Below are 22,149 nucleotides of genomic sequence, written 5' to 3'. Positions count from 1 at the left end.
AGTACCTGTAAAACAGGTACTACACGCCCGGAGGGTCCTCGAAAGGGGCTCGAAGGAAGCGCCCGTTCCTTGAGAACTCAACAGAGTGCTTTGAGTTTGACGGGGCTTGGCCCCGTCCCCGTGACGGCCGGGTGATGACCGTCGACGACCGCCGCCGGCGTCGGTGTCCTACTGATGGCCCGCCCGGCTCACGGTCGTTCTGCTGGCGCCGAGCAGTGCGAATAGGGCGCCCCGACAGTTCGAGGGTCGGGACCGGGCGGCCGTGGCGACGGCACCCGGTGAAGTCCTCGAATCTCTTTCGACAGCCCCGGTAACCAGCCGCGAGGGCGCGGGATCAGATTCCGCCCGGGGCGCTTGGCCCGCTGCAACCGCGCGGCGTTGGCCCATCACCTCGGACGCGGCGGCACTCCCGGACAAGGACAGCCCGCCGCTTCCGATCTCCCATCCCGACGCAGCAAGAGGAGAGAACCCAGCATGCGTATGCGCACCTTCGTCGCCGGCCAAGAGGCCTACGGAGACATGGAGTTCGCGGAACTGGCGCTCGGCATCGACATCGACCTGCTCCGGGGCCCGCTGACCCCCGAGACGGTCGACGAGCGCGCCGCCCGCGAGGACGCGGCCCGTGACATCCTTGCCGACCTGCGCGAGCGGGCTGAGGACGGCGACGAGATCGCCGGTTGGGACGCCCTGTACGCCGACGCGCTCACCCGCACCGTGCCGTTCCTGCGCGCCGCTCGCGGCCACCGGACGGGAGCGGGGGAAGCGGCATGAGTGCGTTGACGTTCGCCACCGCTACTGGTCTTCCGTTACTGGTCGGCTGGTCCGTTCACGCGCTGCGGCTCACCCGCCGGATCGAGGCCGCCCGACGTGACCCGCTGTCCGGGCTGTGGACGCGGGACGCGTTCGAGGAGCGTGCCCGCAAGAGCCTGTCCCAGGGGCGGCAGCGGGCAGTGCTCGTGCTGGACCTGAACTGGTTCAAGCAGATCAACGACACCCGTGGACATGCGGCCGGAGACGCGGTGATCCGTGCGACCGGCATGCGTCTGGGGGCGTGGGCGGCCGAGCACCACGGCGTTGCTGGCCGGTTGGGCGGGGACGAGTTCGCCGCCGTCACCGACGTGTGCGGCGAGGCCCACACCGTCACCGAGAACCTGAGCGCCAAGCTGCTGGACCTGACCCGCAGCCTTGAGCAGCCGGTGCCGTACCCGGGCGGGGACATCGACGTACACGTCTCGATCGGCGTCGCCCGCCACGGTTGCGCCCCCGCCGACCTGTCGTCCCTGCTGCGGCTGGCCGATGAGCAGATGTACCGCATCAAGCGGGAGGGCGGGGGCTTCAGCATCGCCCCGCGGCAGGAGCAGACGCCCGCGCTGCCCACCGTCCACGGCCGCCGCTACGGGCGGCCGGGCACCTCCGCCAGGGAGGTGGCGTGATGACCGAGCGCAAGCCGCTGACGAAGGTTCAGGTCGGTGTGCTGACGGCCGCGTTCGTGCCCATGCTCGCTACAGGCGTGGTCGGCGGTATCGGCACCTACAGCAACATCGGGCATGCCTACGGCAGGGGCACCGCGCTCGGTGCCCTCGGTGCCGGTGAGGGCGCCACGGCCGTGCTCGCCCTGGTCCTGCTGGGGCTGACCATGCTGGGCCAGTCCTCGCCGCGCGTCGTCCGACTGGGGCTGTGGCTGCTGCCGGCCGCCGCGGCCGTCATGGGCGCGATGGCCGCGCCGGACGCGGGCCGGACCGTCATCTACGCGCTGACCCCGATGGGCATGTCCGTCTCGGCCGAGGGCATGGCGTTCCTCGCCCGCCGGATCGTGGTGCACACCGACGGACGCGACGCGGAGAACGAGCGGCGCATCGCCGACATTGTCCAGGCCCTGGCTTACCACCGGGCGCGTGCCGCCCATCACCCGAGTGATCGGGTCAAGAAGTGGTCGGAGCGCAAGTCGTGGCGACTCGCCCGCAAGGTCGGGGTCGGTGACGTCGCGCTTGGATCGAGGCTGCTGGACGTCCAGCGCACCCGGATCACCGACGGCGCGGACGCCGCTCTTGCCTCGATGTTCGGTGCCGCCGCCCCGCTTCCCGCCCCGCCCGCGAATGCGGAGGAATCTACCGAGACCATGAGGAATCGGTCTAGGGCTGACCTGCGGGAATCGACCCCGGCGCCCACGGTCACGCTGACCCGACTGAGTGTGCCGGATCCTGTCGCGGTCGACCTGGGCAAGTCGACCCTGCCGCTCAAGCCCGTACGGGCGATTCCCGCGCCGATCCCGGCGCCGGTCGTGCGGTCGGTCCCGGCGGTGTCGAGTCGGCCGCGTCGGGCGACGGGCCGTGTTCCGCAGGTCGCTCGATCGCCCCGTCCCAAGCGCACCCCGGATCAGTTGCTTGCCGAAGCGCGGTCGGCCACGGCCGGGTGGACGGACGCGCAGATCACCGCTGAGGGGATCCGCCGCGAGGTGCACACCTCGCCGGCGAACGCCCGGATGCTGCGTGACACCCTGCTCGCCGAGCGCGCGCAGCACACTGCCCCGACGGCGCCCTGATGTCCGCCGCGCGGTTCTGGGACCCGGACGGCGTCAGGTACGGGATCCCTACCTACCCGCTTCACCTGGCCCCGGACGGGCTTGCGACGCGTCGGCAGCTGCGGGCGCGTGGGCTTCGGCCGGGTGGTCAGGAGGTGGCGGCGCAGTTGATGTGGCGCTACCCGCGCGGCATCGCGGTCGCTTACCTCTACCGCCTCGACCTGGCCAAGCCTGTCCGCCCGATGACCCCCGGTCGATGGCGTGCACACGAAGCGATGATGCGCCCCCGCCGGACCTGCCCCGCCTGCCGCCGCGACGTGGGCTACGTCCTTCGCACCTCGATCGGTACCTGTGAGCCCTGCTCCAACTGACCTGTGGGAGATTCCAGATGGATCCCGAGCGTCTTCCTGTTCCCGGTGTCGTCCGTCTCCCGGACGGCCGGTTCGTCTACGACGACACCCCCTCCGCCATCGCCCCCGCCCTGCCGCAGCAGCACGTGGCCCCGGCTCCGGTGGTGGTGCAGCACATCCACCAGGCGCCGCCGGACCGCACCGTGCAGCGCATCGCGCTTGGCTCAGGCGTCGGTGCCGGCGCCGTCGCGGCCGGGGTGTACTTCGGCCCGCTGCTGGTCGGCGTGCTCACCGCCATCGCCGCCAACCTGGCCATCCTCGCCCTGCTGGCCGTCGTCATGGTCTGGGGCGTGGTCACCGTCGTCCGCAGTGTGGGCGGCGAAGACGGCAGGCGGGCCGCGAGCAACGTGCGCCGCGCCCGCGGCCGTCGCTGACGGCTGCCTGTGGCCCCGGACCCGTGTCCGGGGCCGTGGGGAGCCGGACAGTCCGGCCCGGATCGGAGTGACAGTCGTGAGCAGCAACCAGCCCCGCCTCACCGCCGGCGAGAAGACGCGGATCGCCTGGTACGTCGCCCGGATGGCCAAGCGCAGCATGGCCGACGACCGGCAGTTCGGCGGCCGGGTCGACCAGCGCGACCTTCAGCGCAAGGTCGACCGCGTCATTGAGCAGGCCCGCCGCCGCGAGGAGCGCGCCAAGAACAGCAAGTAGCAACGCCCCGGGGGCGGTCATCCCGGCCAAGGAAACAAGGCCGCCCCCGGGCCACCCCACCACCCTCATGAGCAGCAGGGAGTACTCAGCATGGCTGACAGTACGACGGGCCCGCACCTGCGGCCCGTAGCCGACACCGACCGCGACGACGACGCCCCGGCGGCGCCCGTCGCCGTGGACAACCCGGCACTGCCGGACCCGAAGGTGCGCATTGAGAAGCGCAAGCCGGTTCTTGCCGGATGGCTAACCAACCGGCGTGACTTCGTCGCGACCGCCCGCCACACCAGCGCGAACGTCGGCTACGCCGCCCTCTACCACGGGGTGCGGCTGCCGGTGTACGCCGGACGCCTCACCCTCATGTCACCGAGGGGCGCGTGCCGCTTCATCGCCACGACAAACCGGTGGGTGTGGGACCGCGAGGCCGCACCGCTGCGGGAGTTCGCGGTCCGCACTGAGGACGTCGAGGAGTACATGCGCCTGGCCCGGCTCCGTGCCGGCCGCATCCGCCTGCGCGGCCTCGTCACGCTGATCGCGGCCGTGTTCGGGCTCGGATTCGCCCTGTACCTGTACGTCCTCGCCCCCGAATACCTGTACGCGTTCGCCGCCGGCGGGGTGCTGCTCCTCGGTGTCGGTGGACAGCAGCCCGACGCGCCGGTGGTTGGTCCGGCGGTGTTGAAGACCGAGGTGCAGAAGCTCACCGGCTCGATCGTCCTGCGCGGTCTGGACTCGATCGGGAACGCGAAGATCACGGCCGCGATCAAGAAGGGCGGTGACATGAACGGGATGCGGTTCGTCTCGGAGATCGTCCGTGACGGGCCCGGCTACCGCGCTGACCTCGACCTCCCGTACGGCGTCACGCCCGAGGACATCATGGACGCACGCAAGCCCCTCGCGTCCGGTCTGCGCCGCAAGGTCGGCTGCGTGTGGCCGTCCCCCGACCCCGAGCAGCACGAGGGCCGCCTGGTGCTGTGGGTGGGCGACAAGCCGATGAACGAGACCACCAAACCCGCCTGGCCGCTGGAGAAGTCGGGCACGGTGGACCTCTTCCGCCCGGTGGTCTTCGGCAACGACCAGCGCATGCGCGACGTGACGGTCACGCTGATGTTCGCCTCCATCGTCATCGGCTCGGTGCCCCGCATGGGCAAGACCTTCCTCATGCGGCTGCTGCTCCTCATCGCCGCCCTCGACCCCCGTGCCGAGATCTACGCGTTCGACTTCAAGGGCACCGGCGACTTCGGCGCCCTGGAGCCGGTCTGCCACCGCTACCGCGCCGGCGAGGAAGACGACGACATCGAATACGTCGTCCAGTCCCTGCGGGAGCTGCGGGAGGAACTGCGCCGCCGCGCGAAGATCATCAAGTCCCTGCCCCGCTCCCGGTGCCCGGAGTCCAAGGTCACCCCCGAACTGGCCAACGACAAGAGCCTGGGACTGCACCCGATCGTGGCCGCCTTCGACGAGTGTCAGCTGCCCTTCGAGAACGACGAGTACGGTGCGGAGATCGAGGAGATCTGCGAGGACGTCACCAAGCGCGGCCCCGCCCTCGGGATCGTGGGCATGTTCGGCACCCAGCGCCCGGACGCGAAATCCCTGCCGCCGGGCATCAGCGCGAACGCGGTCCTACGGTTCTGCCTCAAGGTCATGGGCCACACCGCCAACGACATGGTCCTCGGCACCGGCGCCTACAAGGCCGGCATCCGCGCCACCATGTTCTCCCGCTCGGACCGGGGCATCTGCTGGATGGCCGGCGAGGGCGACGACCCCCGCATCGTCGCGTCCGCGTTCGTGGACGCGCTGGGCGCCGAACGCATCGTCGCCCGCGCCCGCAAGGCCCGCGAGGAGTACGGCAACGTCACCGGCCACGCCATCGGCAAGGGACCGGAGAACACCGGTACCGGCTCCGACATCCTCGCCGACGTCCTCGACGTCATCGCCGCCGACGAGAAGGCCGTGTGGTGCGAGCGCATCGCCGCCCGGCTCACCGTCGCCCACCCCGACACCTACGCCGGATGGGCGGGCGAGAACGTCACCGCCGCCCTCAAGCCCTGGGGCATCAAGCCGGGCCAGGTGTGGGGGCAGACCGACGACGGCAAGGGCGCCAACCGACGCGGCATCAACCGCGCCGACATCACCGCCGCGATTACACGCCGTAACGCCGACCGGGTCGCCGCCTAACCCGAGCAGCACTGCTAGACCTAGCAGCCGCCACCGCTAGGTCTAGCACCCCCACTAGCACCCCGCATGGCTGCTGACCTGCCCGCTAGCGTCTAGCGGCCCACCTGCGGAAACACCCCGAATCCGCCCCTGGAAGGGATGTGAGCCCTAGTGGCTCTCGCTAGCCTCGCCGTCCTGCTGACCCTCGCCGGTTACGCAGTGTTATGCGCCATCCAACCGTTCGCCCCGTGCCGGAAGTGCTCCGGAACCGGCCTCCGGCCCTCCCGCCGCACGGTCAAACTCTGCCGCCGCTGCCGTGGCCAGGCCTACCGGCTCCGCATCGGCCGCCGCCTGCTCAACACCGGACGCGACATCCACCGCGCCGACACCCGACGACCCCACCGCCCCAACTCCGACAGGGGGTTCACCTCATGGCCGTGACCGTCTCGCTCGTCTTCCTCTTCGGCCTGGTCCTGTTCTTCCTGCTGCGCTCCCACAGCCTCACCCCCGGCGCCGCGTTCACCGCCGTGATGTTCGGGTTCTTCCTCGCCTCCACCGGCGCGGCCGGACCCATCAACGAGATGGCCGCCGCCATCGTCCACGCCATCCCCAACCCGTGACCGGGCCCGGCACGTTCGAGATCCGGATCATCTGCGCCCCGGAAGACGCCGACCGGATCACGGCCGCCCTCGCCGACGCGTTCACCACCGGCCCGGTCCGGGCGTATCCGACCCGCGACCGCAACCGCGTCCGGCTCTACCTCACCGCCACCGACCGCGCACCCGCCCCGGTGCTGCGGCCTGTGCGGCCAGACCACCTGTAACGCCCGTGGGCGGCGGCACTCCCGGACAAGGACAGCCCACCGCCCACGGTCTCCGAGTCCCGACGTAGCAGAACAGGAGACCTACAGCATGACCGAACTGCGCGCTTTCAGCGAGGGGCCCAAGGTCCCGGCCACTCGAACCGGGCGAGTCCTGCCCGTGGGGCTGATCTCGTGACCGCGACGCCCGAACCCCTGCGCCTCGCCCTCGCCCTTGCGGCAGCCGGCGTGCCGCCGTTGCCCCTGCGCCACGGCAAGACCCCGTTCGGCAACTGCCCCGCCTGCAAGAACAGCGGCTGCGGGGACCGGCCGAACATGAAGGCGGCGGGCCCGTGCCGGTGCCCGGCCCCGTGCCACGGGTGGGCCGCTGCCACCACTGACCCGTCCGTGCTGAGCTCGCCCGCGTGGGCGGTGGCATGGCGTCACGCCGTGGCGGTTGCCTACCACCCCGGCGGGGCCGGGGTGACCGTGGTGGACCTGGACGACGCTGCGGCGGTCGCGTGGGCCCGCGAGACCCTGCCCGCCACCCGCATCGTGCCGACGACGCGGGGCGAGCACTGGATCTACAGGGGCACCATGCCCTCGTCCAACGCGGTCCGACCGGGCGTGGACATCAAGTCCCTGATGCAGTACGCCCGATGGCTTGGCCCCGGGGCCGGTCGCATGGTCGACCTGCCGGCGGCCGTGCGCGCCCTCGCGGTGAAGGAAGACACCACCCCCGCGCGCAGCGAGGTGGCTTCTTCCCTCCCGGCGCGCGCCCCGTGGGACCGGGCGGTGGCCACCGGGTGCCGCCACACCGAGCGGTACGTGCGCACCGGTCTGGAACGCGGCCTCGCCCTCGTACGGGCCCGCACCGAATCCGGCGCTGGATCACAGGCGTTCGGCGTTGCCCGGTTCCTCGCCGCCCAGCACACCGCGTGCCCCGGACCGTGCGGCCTCGCCGCGATCGGGGAAGAGATCGTGGCCGCCGCCGTCTCCGTCGGCGTCCCGGAGACCTACGCCCGTCGCGCGGTCGCCAACGGCCTTGAGGCGGCTGTGGAGCGCGCGGCATGAACAATGCATCCCGAAACATCATGAACTGCCCTCAGGGCGCCGTACAGCGCCCGCCACGGCCGCGCGTGGGCGAACCGAAGGTCGCCGCCCGCAAGGGCGTCCTTGCTGTCGTTGGTTCTGACCCGCAGACGGTCACCGTCACCGGCATCATGCCGGGGCTCCAAGTCCAGTGCGAGGGCGTACCGGTCGCGGACTGGCTGTGCTCGTGCGGGCACCACGAACGCGCCTGGGGCCGCGCCGCCGTCATCGCCCTCACCGACCGCGTTGACGTCGGCGCCTGCCCCCACACCGCCCCCGCCGAAGGGAGGGCAGCAGCGTGAACACACAGCCTGTGGACGCCGACTTGTGGGCCGGACTGCCCACCCTGGAAGAACCGCCCGGCGAGGACGACAAGGCCCCGGACGTGTGGGAGGACCCCATTCCTCTCACCGGCCGGCGCGAGCGTCCGACGTTCCCCGCCCACGTCTTCCCCGCCTGGTTGGGGGAGTTCGTGGCGGCCGTTGCTGAGGAGACGCAGACCCCGGTGGACCTCGCCGGGTCGGTCGCCCTCGCTGTCCTCGCCACGGCGGCCGGCGGCCGGTCCGTGGTCCACGTACGCGGCAACTGGCGCGAGCCCACCAACCTCTACACCGTCGTGGCCCTCCCGCCCGGCAACCGCAAGTCCGCCGTCTTCGGACTGCTGACCGACCCCCTCTATGAGGCGGAGAGGCAGCTCAAGATGGCGATGCAGCCCGTCATCGTCGAGGCGGAGCTGACGGCGAGACTGGCCAAGGAAGCGGCGGAGAAGGCCGCCGCCAAGGCCGCGTCCGCCGACGGCGACAAGCGGGATGAGATGGTGGCCACGGCGGTCGGTCTCGCACAGACCGCCGACACACTCACTGTCCCTGCCGAACCGGTGCTGTTGGCGGACGACTCGACACCCGAGACGGTCACCTCGCTCATGGCCGAACAGGGCGGCCGGCTGTCGGTGATGAGCGCGGAGGGCGGCATCTTCGACATCATCGCCGGCCGCTACTCCGGAGCCCCGAACATGGAGGTGTTCCTCAAGGGGCATGCCGGGGACCGGCTGAGGGTCAACCGGCAGACCCGCCGCGAGTACATCGACGCCCCCGCCCTGACCGTCGGACTGTCCGTGCAGCCGGACGTGCTGCAGGACATCGGCAAGGTGAAGGGGTTCAAAGGGCGGGGACTGCTGGGCCGCTTCCTGTACTCGTTGCCCGCGTCCATGGTCGGCTATCGGAAGACCGTCACCGACCCCATTCCCGAGCAGACGGCCGCCACCTACAAGGCGCGGGTTATCGACCTCACGCTGTCCCTCGCGGAGTGGACGGACCCGGCCGTCATCCAGCTCAGCCGCGAGGCGGACGCGGCCCTGATCGTCTATCAGGACCGCGTCGAACCGATGCTCAAGGCGCGAGGCGGGAAGCTCGGCCACATCAGCGACTGGGCCGGGAAACTCGCTGGCGCGACCGCTCGCATGGCCGCGCTGCTGCACCTCGCCGAACACGGTGGCAACGGCTACGCCCATCCGGTCACCGAAGAGACCATGCGCGCAGCGATTGAGCTGGGGGAGTACTACACCGCCCACGCCCTCGCCGTGTTCGACGCCATGGGCGCCGATCCGGTCGTCTCCCGCGCCCGCAGCGTCCTGGACGCACTACGGGACAACCGGTGGGAGGACGTGAGCCGGCGGGACGTCTTCACCGTCCTGTCTCGCAGCGAGGTGCCCACCGTCGCCGACCTGGAACCCGCCCTCGCGCTGCTGGAAGACCACGGATACCTGCGGTCCTACCAACCCGAGCGCACCGGCAAGCGCGGCAGGCCCCCCGCACCCCGCCTACTCGTCCACCCCTGCCTGCGGGGCAGCGGCCGGTGACCCCCGGCCGCGCCCTCAACCCCTTCCGCACAAACCGCAAAATCGCAAAAACCCCCGGATACCCACGCTGACCTGCGGCGGGACCCTGAGCCCACGGTGGCGAGGGGCCCGCCGCACAATCCCGCGATATTCCGCAAAAAAACCGAGCACCACCCCGCCCACCGGAGCCGGCCACCGGCCGCCCCCGATTTTTGCGGAATATCGCGGGTTTCTGCGGACCACCGCCCACCACCGCCCGCACACCACATCACCGCAGGTCAGCGGCACCACCCGTCTTTTCTGCGGATTTTGCGGTTTGTGCGGCGGCACCCACCCGCGAACTCAGCCCTACCGGAGTGAGCCTTGGACGAACACGGCACCCTCACCACCCCCGCCGAGGACGACACGACGCTTGTACTCCTCAAGGTCGAAGAGGCCGCCCGCCGACTCCGCGTCGGCCGCACCACCTGCTACGCCCTCATCCGCACCGGCGCACTGGAATCCGTGATGGTCGGAAGCCTGCGCAGGGTCCCGGCCGAGGCCGTTCCCGAGTACGTCACCCGTCTCCGCACCGCCCAACGCGCCGCTTGACGACGCCCGGGGCGGCGGCACTCCCGGACAGGACAGCCCGCCGCCCCGGTCTCCATCCCGACACAAAGAAGCAGGAGCCTGCCTGTGGCAGAGGAAAAGAAGAAGCGCACCCGGCAGCCGAACGGCCGCAGCTCGATCTACTTCGGCAAGGACGGTAAGTGGCACGGCCGCGTCACCGTCGGCATCCGTGACGACGGCACGCCGGACCGCCGCCACGTCGAACGCAAGACCCGTGCCGAAGTTGCGGCTGCTGTCCGCGAGTTGGAGAAGCAGCGCGACGCCAAGACCGTACGCAAGCCGGGCAAGCCGTGGACGGTCAAGACTTGGCTCACGCACTGGATCGAGAACGTCGCGCCCCTCGCCGTCAACGACAACACCATGGTCGGGTACGGCGTCGCCGTGCGAAAGCATCTCATCCCCGGCTTGGGGGCTCACCGTCTCGACAGGCTCAAGCCCGAGCACATCGAGACCTTCTACGCCAAGATGCAGGGCAACGGCAGCAAGCCCGGGACCGCCCACCAGGTGCACCGCACCTTCCGCACCGCCCTCAACGAGGCCGTACGGCGCGGCCACCTCGGCAAGAACCCCGTGCTGTTGGCCAAGGCTCCCAAGACAGGTGAGTACGAGGTGGAGCCCTACACCGTCCAAGAGGTACAGAGGTTGCTGAAGGCCGCTGACCAGAACCGCAACTCCGCGCGGTGGGCCGTCGCCCTCGCGCTCGGACTGCGTCAAGGGGAGGTGCTTGGGCTGAAGTGGGAGGACGTGGACCTTGAGGGTGGGTTCCTCGTTGTCCGTCGTAGTCGTCACCGGCCGCAGTACGCCCACGGGTGCACAGAGCCCTGCGGACGCAAGGCCGCCGGGTACTGCCCGCAGAGGCGACGCACCAACCCGGAGATGTCGACCACCAAGTCCCGTGCCGGCCGCCGAACGGTCGGTCTCCCGGAACAGCTCGTAGACCTACTGCGGGCCCATCACAAGGCGCAGGAAGCGGAGCGCGAAGCGGCTGGGAAGCGCTGGGTGGAAGGCGGGCTGGTGTTCCCCGACGAGCACGGGCGCAGTCCGTCCCACCGTCGGGACTGGGCTGAGTGGAAGACCCTCCTGGCAGAGGCGAGCGTCCGGGACGGGCGACTGCACGACGCGCGGCACACGGCCGCCACTGTTCTACTGATCCTCGGTGTCCCCGAGCGTGCCGTCATGGGCCTCATGGGGTGGTCGACCACTGCCATGGCCACTCGGTATCAGCACATGGTCGACGCGGTGCGGACCGAGGTGGCAAAGCAGGTTGACGGGCTGATCTGGAAGGCCGATGCGGTCCTGTCGGATGACGACGGCGGCGCTGGCGGACTCTCCCCAAGGGGCTGAGACGGACGAAGGCGGTACCCCCCGAGGGTGCCGCCGCTTCTCTAATGATTGCGGGCAGGAGGCGCCGTTGGGTTGATGAATCAGTTTCGGAGACCGACGGAGGCAACCTCACGGCCTGGTCCCAGCCGCGGTGAGCGCCGTAGACCATCGTTACGAGTGGAGCCCGCCAGACTTCTATGTGGTTGTTGAAGATGGTTCTATAACTGCGCTTTACTGGGCTGAAGTTGCAGCTCGCGGCACTAGGCGTAGCGTGGGAAGTCAGGGGTGTTGGTAAGGGGTGCGTGACACGTCGGGAATTGAGGTTGTCCCGATAACGGCGTTGCCGAACTCTGAGGCTCTGTCATTTCGAGTCATTATCCGTTCAGTCGTTCTCGGGGTGGCGTCGAAAGTGAATCCATTCGATGGGAGAGTCCTCATGGGGTTGAAAATCGTATTCCGTGACGCCTTCGGCTCCATGCTCCGGCGGGCGCTTGTTGTCCCTGTCGCCACGGTCCTGGCGACCACGGCACTAGGAACGGCTGCCCATTCGGCCCCTCGGTTGTTCGATGCGGACGGCTACATTGATTTCCAGATGATGGATGCAGAGACTTTCGGTCCGAACCACCGCTGTGACAAGCAAATCAAGGTCTTCAACAATCCGGGGAGTACGCCCGGGCACTTCTGGTACTTCGCGACGTGTGGCGGAGAGGTGAGGGCCGAATTCCATTACACCATCTCGCGTAACCCCGATGGCTCGATAGTGATGACGGACGCCAAGGCCCTTCTTTTTGAAGGCACGAGCGCAGACACCCGCGACTTGGACGGCGACGCATCCTACTTCTGGTCCGTGTTGGGTCAGCCAGGATGGATAATCCCCAGGCCGGGCTCGGATACCAAGCACTTCCATGTAGAGAACTGGATGGAGAGTGAGCCTGACGATAAAGCTGACATAACGTTCGTGATCGCCAACTGGGGATGACCCGTTGGGTAGGGGATCCACGCTGCGCACCGCAACATCACAAGGCGGTGGCGGACGACCTACTGATCCTGGCGGACAAGGACGACATCGGCTCGGGCGCCTAGTCGGATCGGCGACATCGCCCGCGCCGCACTCGCCCTCAAATCCGCGGAGAGAATGAGACGGGAACTGAGACGCTCAACGACGAGAAGGGTGGCAGCCACTTGCGGCTGACACCCTTCTAGCCTGGTCAAGGTGCTAGAGGCCGTGGCGGGATTCGAACCCACGTAACTCGCTTTGCAGGCGAGCCCCTGAACCACTCGGGCACACGGCCGTGATCATCTTCTGTTGTTCGGCCGTGGTGGGATTCGAACCCGCGTAACTCCCCGCGAGCGGAGCTCGCTGATGGATGCAGCGCAGGCGAGCCCCTCAACCACTCGGGCGCACGGCCGTGTTTCGTGGAATGAACGTACGGGGCGGCCAGAGAGGGGTTCAAGGGAAACCCCGCCGCTGCAACGCGACTGCCACACCGCGTTCATGAAACGGCGGGAGTACGACCAAGGTCGCAGGTGGGGTGGGACTACCGACAGGGGTCACTTGCCGTTGTGGGCCTTACGCTGGCGAGCATGAGTGCCCTTGAGTCCCCTGACACCGCTGTTGTGGATGATGCCGCCGGCAGAGGCGGCGGTGTGCTGGGCCGGGCCTATCGGGCGCTCAGTGTCGGGATCGTGTCCGTCGTGCTGCTCATCGCCTTCGAGGCGACCGCCGTAGGGACGGCGATGCCCGTCGCGGCGCGGGAGCTGGACGGCGTGGCGCTGTACGCGTTCGCCTTCTCGGGGTACTTCACGACCAGCCTGTTCGGGATGGTGCTCGCCGGGCAGTGGTCCGATCGCAAGGGTCCGCTCGGGGCGCTGACCTCGGGGATCGCGGCGTTCGCCGCGGGGCTCGTCGTCGCCGGGACCGCGCAGAGCATGTGGGTGTTCATCCTGGGCCGGGCCGTGCAGGGCTTCGGCGGCGGGCTGGTCATCGTCGCGCTGTACGTTGTCGTCGGCCGCGCCTACCCCGAGCGGCTGCGGCCCGCGATCATGGCGGCCTTCGCCGCCGGGTGGGTCGTACCGTCCATCGTCGGCCCCCTCGCCTCGGGCGCCGTGACGGAGCATCTCGGCTGGCGCTGGGTCTTCCTCGGCATTCCGGTGCTGGTCGTCTTTCCGCTCGCTCTGGCGCTGCCGCAGATACGGCGGAGGGCGTCGGGCCCGGTGGCCGGCGGCGAGGACTCCGGCTCCTTCGACCGGCGCCGAATCCGGCTCGCCCTCGCCATCTCCCTCGGTGCGGGACTCCTCCAGTACGCCGCCCAGGACCTGCGCTGGCTCTCCCTGCTCCCCGGCCTCGCCGGAGCCGCCCTGCTCGTGCCCGCCGTCCTCGGCCTGCTGCCGCGCGGCACCTACCGCGCCGCCCGCGGCCTGCCCTCCGTCGTACTGCTGCGCGGGGTGGCCGCCGGGTCCTTCATCGCCGCGGAGTCCTTCGTGCCGCTGATGCTGGTCACCCAGCGGGGGCTGTCGCCGACGCTGGCCGGGTTCTCGCTGGCCGCGGGCGGGGTGACGTGGGCGCTGGGCTCGTGGGTGCAGTCCAGGCCGCGCCTGGAGCAGTACCGGGACCGGCTGATGACCGTCGGGATGGTGCTGGTCGCCGCCGCGATCGTCACCGCGCCGAGTGTGCTCGTGCAGGCCGTGCCCGTCTGGACCGTCGCCGTCGCCTGGGCCTTCGGCTGCTTCGGCATGGGGCTGGTGATCGCCTCCGCCAGCGTGCTCCTGCTCCAGCTGTCCGCCCCCGAGGAGGCCGGCGCCAACTCCGCCGCCCTGCAGATCTCCGACGCCCTCTCCAACGTGGTCCTCCTGGCCGCGACCGGCGCCGCCTTCGCCGCCCTCGGCGGCGGCAGCAGCACGGCCACGACAGCCGACCCCACCCGCCCCGCCGCCTTCGCCGCCGTGTTCCTGCCGATGGCGGGGGTGGCGCTGGTGGGGGCGTGGGTGACGACGCGGCTGCGGGAACGGGAGGGGGAGCGGGGGCGGGAGCGGTGAGGCTGCGGCAAATTGATCGCCGAGTGGTGACGACAGACCCTAGTCTTCCCGCATGTACGAGCTGTACGAGCTGACTCTCTCCCTCGACCCTGCCCTCCGGCACGCGCTGGACGACCTCGCGGACGCGTCCGGGCGCCGTACCGAGGAGGTGGTGCTGGAGGCCGTACGCCGGTATCTGGGCGAGGAAGGGGCGGCCGTCCGCGCCCACGCCGAGCGCCTCGCGCTCAGCCACGCCGGCCTGTTGCGGAGGCTGGGCGAATGAGCCGCCACCTCACCGTCGCCGACGTCACCGCCATCGCCGAGATCGCGTTCGGCGGCCGACCGCCCGAGGCGCGGGAGCCCGGGCTGCTGGCCTCCGCCGTACACCGGCCGCGCGCCCGGATGTTCGGTACGGCCGCCTACGAGGACCTGTACGAGCAGGCCGCCGCCCTGCTGCACGCCCTCGCCGCCAACCACCCCTTGGTCGACGGCAACAAGCGCACCGCCTGGCTGGCCACGGTCACCTTCCTCGCCCGCAACGGGGTCGATCTCGCCGACGTCGACCAGGACATGGCATACGACCTGGTCATCGATGTGGCCTCCGGCGACCGCAGCGACATCCCGCAGATCGCGGGGCGGCTGCGGGAGTTGTGACGTGGGTCCCACCTACGGGCGACCCGGCCTCGTCCGGGCGTTGACGGGGAGGGGGCGCCGGTAGGGTGGCCCGGTTGTCATACGTAGCCGAGCCGCCCCAACCCCCCATCCACGGAGACCGTGACTACCACCGCCGCTTCCTCGACGCACTCCCACCACCTCTCGCCCGCCTTCCCGGGCCGCGCGCCCTGGGGTACCGCCAGCAAGCTGCGTGCCTGGCAGCAGGGGGCGATGGAGAAGTACATCCAGGAGCAGCCGCGTGACTTCCTCGCGGTCGCCACGCCCGGCGCCGGCAAGACGACCTTCGCGCTGACCCTCGCCTCCTGGCTGCTGCACCACCACGTCGTGCAGCAGGTCACCGTGGTCGCACCGACCGAGCACCTGAAGAAGCAGTGGGCCGAGGCCGCGGCGCGGATAGGGATCAAGCTCGACCCCGAGTACAGCGCGGGCCCGCTCGGCAAGGACTACGACGGTGTCGCCGTCACGTACGCCGGTGTCGGCGTGCGCCCCATGCTGCACCGCAACCGGGTCGAGCAGCGCAAGACGCTCGTGATCCTCGACGAGATCCACCATGCCGGTGACTCCAAGTCCTGGGGCGAGGCGTGCCTGGAGGCGTTCGAGCCCGCGACCCGCCGGCTCGCGCTGACCGGTACGCCGTTCCGGTCCGACACCAACCCCATCCCCTTCGTCACGTACGAGGAGGACAACGCCGGCATCCGGCGGTCCGCCGCCGACTACACCTACGGGTACGGCAACGCCCTCGCCGACCATGTCGTCCGGCCGGTGATCTTCCTCAGCTACAGCGGCAACATGCGCTGGCGTACGAAGGCCGGTGACGAGATCGCCGCCCGGCTCGGCGAGCCCATGACCAAGGACGCCGTCAGCCAGGCCTGGCGCACCGCCCTCGACCCGCGCGGCGAGTGGATGCCCAGCGTGCTGCGCGCCGCCGACCAGCGGCTGACCGAGGTCAGGAAGGCCATCCCGGACGCGGGCGCGCTCGTCATCGCCTCCGACCAGGAGTCCGCGCGCGCCTACGCCAAGCTGATCCGCGAGATCACGGGGACCAAGGCGACGCTCGTGCTGTCCGACGACGCCGGCGCGTCCGGCCGGATCGACGAGTTCAGCGGCAGCAACGACCGCTGGATGGTCGCGGTGCGGATGGTGTCCGAGGGCGTCGACGTGCCCCGGCTCGCGGTCGGGGTGTACGCCACCACCATCTCGACTCCGCTGTTCTTCGCGCAGGCCGTGGGCCGTTTCGTGCGGTCCCGGCGGCGCGGCGAGACCGCCTCCGTGTTCCTCCCGACCATCCCCGACCTGCTCACCTTCGCCAACGAGATGGAGGTGGAGCGGGACCACGCCCTCGACAAGCCGAAGAAGGAGGGTGAGGAGGACCCGTACGCCGAGTCCGAGAAGGAGATGGACGAGGCGAACAAGGAGCAGGACGAGGACACCGGCGAGCAGGACATGCTGCCCTTCGAGGCGCTGGAGTCCGACGCCGTCTTCGACCGGGTGCTCTACGACGGCGCCGAGTTCGGGATGCAGGCCCACCCCGGGAGCGAGGAGGAGCAGGACTACCTCGGCATCCCCGGACTGCTGGAGCCCGAGCAGGTGCAGCTGCTGCTGCAGAAGCGGCAGGCCCGGCAGATCGCGCACAGCCGCAAGAAGCCGGACGACCAGGCCGACCTGCTCGAACTGCCCGCCGAGCGGCGGCCGGTGGTCAGCCACAAGGAGATGATGGAGCTGCGCAAGCAGCTCAACACGATGGTCAGCGCGTACGTCCACCAGAGCGGCAAGCCGCACGGGGTGATCCACACCGAGCTGCGGCGGGTGTGCGGGGGGCCGCCGAGTGCGGAGGCGACCCCGGGACAGCTGCGGCAGCGGATCGCCAAGGTCCAGGAGTGGGCCACCCGTATGAGGTGACCCCCACCTGAGGTGACTCCCACCTCCGTGTGTGCATCGCGTCCATGCGTGTATGCGGACGAATGCTGGCAGTCCGTCCCCGCCCTTGCCCGGATTCTGGACGGAGGCTTCCGCTCAGCGAACCGGCTTCGCTACTGTCCCGCTACGCACACGCCCCGTGGCAGCGCCGCCGCGGAGCGCAGCCGTGAAGCGACATGGTCCGGAGCCGCCGGGCCGTCCTGCCGATCGGCGGCCTCTGAAGCGCGTCGCCGACGGGACTCGGTCACGCATCTGCCGCTCAGAGGTTGCCGACCTCACCGCCGAAGGAGTGGGCGTCGTGACCGCGGAGACATCCCAGACGCTCGACCGGGGACTACGTGTCCTCAAGTTGCTGGCCGACACGGACCATGGCCTGACCGTCACCGAGCTTTCCAACAAACTGGGCGTGAACCGGACCGTGGTGTACCGGTTGCTCGCCACGCTGGAGCAGCACGCGCTCGTACGCCGTGATCTGGGCGGGCGAGCCCGGGTCGGGCTCGGGGTGCTGCGGCTCGGCCGGCAGGTGCATCCGCTGGTCCGGGAGGCCGCGCTGCCCGCACTGCGCTCGCTCGCCGAGGACATCGGGGCGACGGCGCACCTGACGCTGGTGGACGGGACGGAGGCGCTGGCCGTCGCCGTGGTCGAGCCGTCGTGGACGGACTATCACGTGGCCTACCGCGCCGGTTTCCGGCATCCGCTGGACCGGGGAGCCGCCGGCAAGGCGATTCTCTCCGCGCGCCAGTCGCCGTCCGCCGATCCCGGGTACACGCTGACGCACGGCGAGCTGGAGGCCGGTGCCAGCGGGGCCGCCGCGCCGCTCGTCGGTGTGACGGGTGTCGAGGGCAGTGTGGGTGTGGTGATGCTCGCGGACTCCGTCCCGGAGAGGGTGGGGCCGCGGGTGGTCGACGCGGCGCGGGAAGTCGCGGAAGCGTTGCGCTGAGCGGTACACGACCGTCCGCAGCTACCTACAGCCACCTGGCTTTGGCCGTCGCTCCAATCCGTCCCCTCAACCTTTGGCCGTTCCCCTCACCTCCTGCCGGACCCCCCTCCGCATCATCAAGGGCCATACAAGCCCCAATGCGGAGGGAGCGGCACGGTGGAGAGAGTCGGGACCAGGCCACGGGCCGAGGAACAGACAGGGAAGAGCAGGCTCACGCGGCGGCAAGCCGTGGGCACGCTCGTAGGTGAGGCCGCTGCCAGTCCGCTCAAGCGGACCATGGGAGTCGCACAGCTCACGCTGCTCAGCGTGGGGGCCACGCTCGGTACCGGGATCTTCGTCGTGCTCGGGGAGGCCGTGCCGGAGGCCGGTCCCGCGATCGTCGTGTCCTTCGTGCTCGCCGGAGTCACCGCTCTGTTCTCGGCGCTCTCCTACGCCGAGCTGGCAGGCATGATCCCCGGGTCGGGATCGTCGTACAGCTACGCCTACGCCACCCTCGGCGAGCTGGTCGCCTGGGTGTGCGGCTGGTGTCTGATCCTGGAGTACGGGGTGTCCGTGGCCGCGGTGGCCGTGGGCTGGGGGCAGTACGTCAACGAGCTGCTCGACCTGGCCTTCGGTGTCACCCTGCCCGACTCGCTCAGCGCCCCGCCCGGTCTCGGCGGCACCCTCAACATCCCGGCCGCCCTCATCGTCGTACTCGCGATGGTGGTCCTGCTGCGCGGGGCCAAGGAGAGTGCCCTCGCCAACACGATCATGGTCGGCGTCAAGATCGCCGCGCTCGTGATGTTCTGCGCCGTCGCCTTCACCGCCTTCCGCGCCGGGAACTTCCACCCCCTCTTCCCGCTCGGCGCCGCCGGCATGAGCGCAGGGGCCGCCTCCCTCTTCTTCTCCTACATCGGCTTCGACGCCGCCTCCACGGCCGGTGAGGAGGCCAGGAACCCCCAACGGGACCTGCCGCGCGCGATCATTCTCTCCCTCGTCCTCGTCACCGCGCTCTACGTCCTCGTCGCCGTCGCCGCGCTCGGCGCCATGCCGTGGAAGCAGTTCGCGGGGACCGAGGCGACCCTGAGCCAGGTCCTCGTGCGGTCCGTCGGGGGCGGGAACCTGTGGCCGATCCTGCTGTCGATCGGGGCCGTCGTCGCCACCACCAGCGTGGTGCTCACCGTGCAGTACGGGCAGATCCGCATCCTGTTCGCGATGGCCAGGGACGGGCTGGTGCCTCCGCTGTTCGCCAAGGTCCACCCGCGCACCGGGGTGCCGCGTGCCAACACCGTCATCGTCTCCGGCTTCATCGCCGTACTCGCCGCCCTCGTCCCCCTCGGCAGCCTCGCCGATGCCACCAGCATCGGCACGCTCTTCGCGTTCATGCTGGTCAACCTGGCCGTCGTCATCCTGCGCCGGCGCAGCCCGGGCGCCCCGCGCTCCTTCCGGGTCCCGCTCTCGCCCCTCACACCCCTGCTCGGCGTCGGCTTCTGCGTCTACATGCTGTTCAGCCTGGGCACCGACACCTGGATCGCCTTCGGGGCGTGGATGGCGGCCGGGCTCGTGATCTACGGCCTCTACGGCATCCGGCACTCCAAGCTGAACAAGCTCGACGCACCGCACGAGGACCCCGCATGACCGTCCTCGACCTCACCGCCGACGTCGTCACGCTCACCCGGGCCCTCGTCGACCTGCCCTCCGAGAGCGGACAGGAGGAGCGGATCGCGGACGCCGTGGAGGCGTCCCTGCGTGACCTGCCCCACCTCACCGTCGACCGGGTCGGCAATTCCGTCGTCGCCCGCACCACCCTCGGCCGGCCCGAACGCGCCCTGCTGGCCGGTCACCTGGACACCGTCCCCGCCGCCGGGAACCTGCCCTCCCGGCTCGACGGCGGGCGCGTCCACGGGCTCGGTGCCTGCGACATGAAGGGCGGGGTGGCGGTGGCGCTGCGGATCGCCGCGACCGTCACCGAGCCCGTCCGCGACCTCACCTACGTCTTCTACGAGTGCGAGGAGGTCGAGGGGGAGCGCAACGGGCTCGCCCGGATCGGTGCCGCGCGGCCGGAGCTGCTGGCGCAGGCCGGCCTGGCGATCCTCATGGAGCCCTCCGACGCCGGTGTCGAGGCCGGCTGCCAGGGCATCCTCACCGCCGACATCGTCGTCAAGGGCGCCCGCGCCCACACCGCCCGCGCCTGGCAGGGCGTCAACGCCGCCCACAAGGCCGCCCGGGTGCTCCAGCGGCTCGACGAGCACACGCCCGAGCGGGTCGTCGTGGACGGGCTGGAGTACCGGGAGGGGCTGAGCGCGGTCGCGGTGCGCGCCGGGGTCGCCGGGAACGTCGTACCGGACGAGTGTGTCGTCACCGTCAACTGCCGTTTTGCGCCCAGTCGCTCGGCCGAGGAGGCGGAGGCGTACGTGCGCGGGCTGTTCCCGGAGTACGAGGTCCGGGTCACCGAGGTCGTCGCGGGCGCCCTGCCCCGGCTGGACCGGGTCGGCGATCTGGTCGCCGCGCTCGGCGCCGAGCCCCGGCCCAAGCTCGGCTGGACGGACGTGGCCCGGTTCGCCGCGCTCGGCGTGCCCGCGCTCAACTACGGCCCCGGGGACCCCTCGCTGGCCCACACGGCGGGCGAGTACGTGCCCGTCGAGCACCTGGAGCAGTGCGAGGAGCGGCTCAGGCGGTGGCTCCGCTGAGCCCGGCCAGCACCCTCAACTGAAGCCACAGCACCAGCCGTTCGTCGGGGTCGTCCAGGTCGACCCCGGCGTGCTGCTGGAGTTGCCTGAGCCGGTAGCGGCAGGTGTTGGGGTGCACGGCGAGGAGCTTGGCCGCGCCCGCCATGTCGCAGCCCGCGTCGAACCAGCACACCAGCGTGCGGGCGTACTCCGTGCCGTTGGCGGCGTCGTACGCCAGCACCCGCCGCCATGCGCCCGCGCTCAACTCCCGTCGCTCGCCCATCACTTCGGCCAGCCGCAGCAGGGTCACGCGCGGGCGCACCTCGTCCACCGTGGCGAGGGGCAGCTCCGCGTCCAGCACCCGCAGCACCAGGTCCGCGTCCGCCCGGGAGTCCGCGAGGCCTGCCGCGTCCGGCACCACCTCGCCCAGCGCCGCCCGCACCGGCACCCGCAGCGCCTGCCCGGCCCGCCCGACGATGTCCTCGGCCAGTGTCCGATGCCGCTCTCCGGGCGCCGGGAGCACGGCGTACACCACCCCGTCCACCAGCACGCACGCGTGCCGGCCGTAGCGCGCCTCGCACTGCAGGCGTACGACGTCCAGCAGGCGCAGCGCGGTGCGTTCGGCGTCCGGGACGCTCGCGGCGGAGTCCAGCACGAACGCGGCCACCCGGGCCGGGCCCGGGACACCGAGCCGCCGGGCGGCCGTCGGCGCGTCCGTCGTGCCCTCCAGCAGGCGGCGCAGCAGGTCGCTGCCCCGGTGCCGGGCCAGTTCGCGGGCCGCGCGGGCCCGGAGCAGGAGCAGGGCGGCCGTGGAGGCGCCCTGGACGAGGGTGTCCTCGGCGTCGGGGGCGAGCGAGCCGCCGTCGATCACCCAGACGGAGCCGAGCGTCTCCCCGCCGGCCCGCACCGGCATCGCGAGCCGGGGCAGGCCCGAGGCGGTCAGCGCGGGCAGCCGCACCGGCCGGTCGGCCGCGAACAGCCGCCGGTACTGCTCGGTGTTCTCCGCGCTGGGCGGCACCTGGAGGCCGAGGATGCCCTGCCGCCGGTCCTCGTCCACCGCCTGCCCGGGGACGGTCGAGTAGGCCAGGATCCGCTGCCGCGGGTCCTCGATCGCCGTGGCCCCGCCGGTCCCCGCCGCGATCGCGTCGGCCAGCGCGAACAGGTCACCGAGGCCGGTGTCCGAGGCGGTGGCGGGCCGTGCGCCGATGGCCGAGGCCAGCAGCAGGTGCACCTGGTGCCAGGCCGCGTCCTCGGCGACCGACAGCAGTGCCACACCGTGCGCCTCCGCCTCCCCGACCGGCCCGTCCGGGCCCCGCACCACCACTCCGGTCAGCCCGGCCTCCGCCGCGGCCCGCACCAGGGGGCCCGCCTGTGCCGCAGGTACCCCGACCGCCAGCAGCAGCCCGCCGGGCAGCCGGGGGAGCGGGGTCCGGCCGTCGTGGAGCAACGCCTCGGTGACCGGTACGCCCTGCCCGGCGGGGGCGGTGTGCAGGTGCAGGGCGGGGCCGCCGACGACGTCCAGGAGGTCGCCGAGGGTGCACGCGTCCATGGGAGTCCTCGCGGG

23 protein-coding genes and 2 tRNA genes are annotated in these 22,149 nt (G+C 71.0%); 22 read left to right on the top strand and 3 right to left on the bottom strand.

Going from position 1 to position 22,149, the window contains the following annotated elements:
• Positions 1-480 precede the first annotated feature (480 nt).
• The 15 genes from ACFYZZ_RS15105 to ACFYZZ_RS15035 all read left to right on the top strand — a co-directional run bounded on the left by ACFYZZ_RS15105 (position 481) and on the right by ACFYZZ_RS15035 (position 12,369).
• Complete coding sequence (locus ACFYZZ_RS15105; RefSeq protein ID WP_389175780.1) at positions 481-771, top strand: hypothetical protein; 291 nt, start codon at positions 481-483, stop codon at positions 769-771.
• Positions 768-1,433 (top strand): GGDEF domain-containing protein, encoded by a 666-nt coding sequence (locus ACFYZZ_RS15100; protein WP_389175578.1) that lies wholly within the window; start codon positions 768-770, stop codon positions 1,431-1,433. Before ACFYZZ_RS15105 ends, ACFYZZ_RS15100 begins: the two co-directional genes overlap by 4 nt.
• Positions 1,433-2,542 (top strand): conjugal transfer protein, encoded by a 1,110-nt coding sequence (locus ACFYZZ_RS15095; protein ID WP_389175576.1) that lies wholly within the window; start codon positions 1,433-1,435, stop codon positions 2,540-2,542. Before ACFYZZ_RS15100 ends, ACFYZZ_RS15095 begins: the two co-directional genes overlap by 1 nt.
• The gene (locus tag ACFYZZ_RS15090; RefSeq protein ID WP_389175574.1) at positions 2,542-2,892 is read left to right on the top strand and encodes an RRQRL motif-containing zinc-binding protein; all 351 of its coding nucleotides are present in this window, start codon (positions 2,542-2,544) and stop codon (positions 2,890-2,892) included. Before ACFYZZ_RS15095 ends, ACFYZZ_RS15090 begins: the two co-directional genes overlap by 1 nt.
• Positions 2,893-2,909: 17 nt before the next feature.
• A complete protein-coding gene (locus ACFYZZ_RS15085; RefSeq protein ID WP_389175572.1) occupies positions 2,910-3,305 on the top strand; it encodes a DUF6251 family protein in 396 nt (131 codons plus the stop codon).
• A gap of 76 nt (positions 3,306-3,381) precedes the next feature.
• Positions 3,382-3,579 (top strand): DUF6257 family protein, encoded by a 198-nt coding sequence (locus ACFYZZ_RS15080; RefSeq protein WP_389175570.1) that lies wholly within the window; start codon positions 3,382-3,384, stop codon positions 3,577-3,579.
• A gap of 90 nt (positions 3,580-3,669) precedes the next feature.
• Entirely contained in the window at positions 3,670-5,751 is a 2,082-nt protein-coding gene (locus ACFYZZ_RS15075; protein WP_389175568.1) for a cell division protein FtsK, read from the top strand.
• Between the two features lie 410 nt (positions 5,752-6,161).
• Positions 6,162-6,350 carry a hypothetical protein gene (locus ACFYZZ_RS15070; RefSeq protein WP_389175566.1) on the top strand — a complete coding sequence of 63 codons (189 nt, stop codon included), beginning with the start codon at positions 6,162-6,164 and terminating at the stop codon, positions 6,348-6,350.
• Positions 6,347-6,553 (top strand): hypothetical protein, encoded by a 207-nt coding sequence (locus tag ACFYZZ_RS15065; RefSeq protein ID WP_389175564.1) that lies wholly within the window; start codon positions 6,347-6,349, stop codon positions 6,551-6,553. Before ACFYZZ_RS15070 ends, ACFYZZ_RS15065 begins: the two co-directional genes overlap by 4 nt.
• 171 nt (positions 6,554-6,724) lie before the next feature.
• The gene (locus ACFYZZ_RS15060; protein ID WP_389175562.1) at positions 6,725-7,603 is read left to right on the top strand and encodes a DNA primase; all 879 of its coding nucleotides are present in this window, start codon (positions 6,725-6,727) and stop codon (positions 7,601-7,603) included.
• Positions 7,600-7,923, top strand: a complete 324-nt coding sequence (locus ACFYZZ_RS15055; protein ID WP_389175560.1) for a hypothetical protein — start codon at positions 7,600-7,602, stop codon at positions 7,921-7,923. Before ACFYZZ_RS15060 ends, ACFYZZ_RS15055 begins: the two co-directional genes overlap by 4 nt.
• Positions 7,920-9,479, top strand: a complete 1,560-nt coding sequence (locus ACFYZZ_RS15050; protein ID WP_389175558.1) for a YfjI family protein — start codon at positions 7,920-7,922, stop codon at positions 9,477-9,479. Before ACFYZZ_RS15055 ends, ACFYZZ_RS15050 begins: the two co-directional genes overlap by 4 nt.
• 342 nt (positions 9,480-9,821) lie before the next feature.
• Complete coding sequence (locus ACFYZZ_RS15045; RefSeq protein WP_389175556.1) at positions 9,822-10,049, top strand: excisionase family DNA-binding protein; 228 nt, start codon at positions 9,822-9,824, stop codon at positions 10,047-10,049.
• A gap of 84 nt (positions 10,050-10,133) precedes the next feature.
• Positions 10,134-11,411 carry a tyrosine-type recombinase/integrase gene (locus ACFYZZ_RS15040; RefSeq protein WP_389175554.1) on the top strand — a complete coding sequence of 426 codons (1,278 nt, stop codon included), beginning with the start codon at positions 10,134-10,136 and terminating at the stop codon, positions 11,409-11,411.
• A 277-nt stretch (positions 11,412-11,688) separates the two neighbouring features.
• Complete coding sequence (locus tag ACFYZZ_RS15035; protein ID WP_389175552.1) at positions 11,689-12,369, top strand: hypothetical protein; 681 nt, start codon at positions 11,689-11,691, stop codon at positions 12,367-12,369.
• Positions 12,370-12,610: 241 nt separating this feature from the next.
• Here the strand turns inward: ACFYZZ_RS15035 and ACFYZZ_RS15030 are convergent.
• Both ACFYZZ_RS15030 and ACFYZZ_RS15025 read right to left on the bottom strand, forming a co-directional pair.
• Positions 12,611-12,682: transfer RNA gene (locus ACFYZZ_RS15030), tRNA-Cys, on the bottom strand.
• A 19-nt stretch (positions 12,683-12,701) separates the two neighbouring features.
• Positions 12,702-12,799, bottom strand: a tRNA-OTHER gene (locus ACFYZZ_RS15025).
• 175 nt (positions 12,800-12,974) lie between these two features.
• Here ACFYZZ_RS15025 and ACFYZZ_RS15020 point away from each other — a divergent pair.
• The 7 genes from ACFYZZ_RS15020 (at position 12,975) to dapE (ending at position 20,606) form a co-directional block, all read left to right on the top strand.
• A complete protein-coding gene (locus ACFYZZ_RS15020; protein ID WP_389175550.1) occupies positions 12,975-14,426 on the top strand; it encodes an MFS transporter in 1,452 nt (483 codons plus the stop codon).
• Positions 14,427-14,478: 52 nt separating this feature from the next.
• A complete protein-coding gene (locus ACFYZZ_RS15015) occupies positions 14,479-14,688 on the top strand; it encodes a hypothetical protein (protein ID WP_389175548.1) in 210 nt (69 codons plus the stop codon).
• Positions 14,685-15,059 carry a type II toxin-antitoxin system death-on-curing family toxin gene (locus tag ACFYZZ_RS15010; protein WP_389175546.1) on the top strand — a complete coding sequence of 125 codons (375 nt, stop codon included), beginning with the start codon at positions 14,685-14,687 and terminating at the stop codon, positions 15,057-15,059. The genes ACFYZZ_RS15015 and ACFYZZ_RS15010 overlap by 4 nt, the downstream gene beginning before the upstream one ends.
• A 120-nt stretch (positions 15,060-15,179) precedes the next feature.
• Positions 15,180-16,979, top strand: coding sequence for a DEAD/DEAH box helicase (locus ACFYZZ_RS15005; RefSeq protein WP_389175544.1), 1,800 nt, complete (start codon positions 15,180-15,182; stop codon positions 16,977-16,979).
• A gap of 316 nt (positions 16,980-17,295) precedes the next feature.
• Complete coding sequence (locus ACFYZZ_RS15000; RefSeq protein ID WP_386580891.1) at positions 17,296-17,937, top strand: IclR family transcriptional regulator; 642 nt, start codon at positions 17,296-17,298, stop codon at positions 17,935-17,937.
• Positions 17,938-18,093: 156 nt separating this feature from the next.
• Positions 18,094-19,554 (top strand): amino acid permease, encoded by a 1,461-nt coding sequence (locus tag ACFYZZ_RS14995; RefSeq protein ID WP_389175542.1) that lies wholly within the window; start codon positions 18,094-18,096, stop codon positions 19,552-19,554.
• The gene (dapE, locus tag ACFYZZ_RS14990) at positions 19,551-20,606 is read left to right on the top strand and encodes a succinyl-diaminopimelate desuccinylase (RefSeq protein WP_389175540.1); all 1,056 of its coding nucleotides are present in this window, start codon (positions 19,551-19,553) and stop codon (positions 20,604-20,606) included. The genes ACFYZZ_RS14995 and dapE overlap by 4 nt, the downstream gene beginning before the upstream one ends.
• Here the strand turns inward: dapE and ACFYZZ_RS14985 are convergent.
• Positions 20,587-22,134 carry a PucR family transcriptional regulator gene (locus ACFYZZ_RS14985; protein ID WP_389175538.1) on the bottom strand — a complete coding sequence of 516 codons (1,548 nt, stop codon included), beginning with the start codon at positions 22,132-22,134 and terminating at the stop codon, positions 20,587-20,589. The genes dapE and ACFYZZ_RS14985 overlap by 20 nt on opposite strands.
• Positions 22,135-22,149 lie beyond the last annotated feature (15 nt).

The sequence above is a fragment of the Streptomyces sp. NPDC001816 genome (genome assembly GCF_042892235.1).
Taxonomy (GTDB): domain Bacteria; phylum Actinomycetota; class Actinomycetes; order Streptomycetales; family Streptomycetaceae; genus Streptomyces.
The sequence above is the reverse complement of the archived record's forward strand: the minus strand, read 5'-3'. Positions and strand labels throughout refer to the sequence as shown.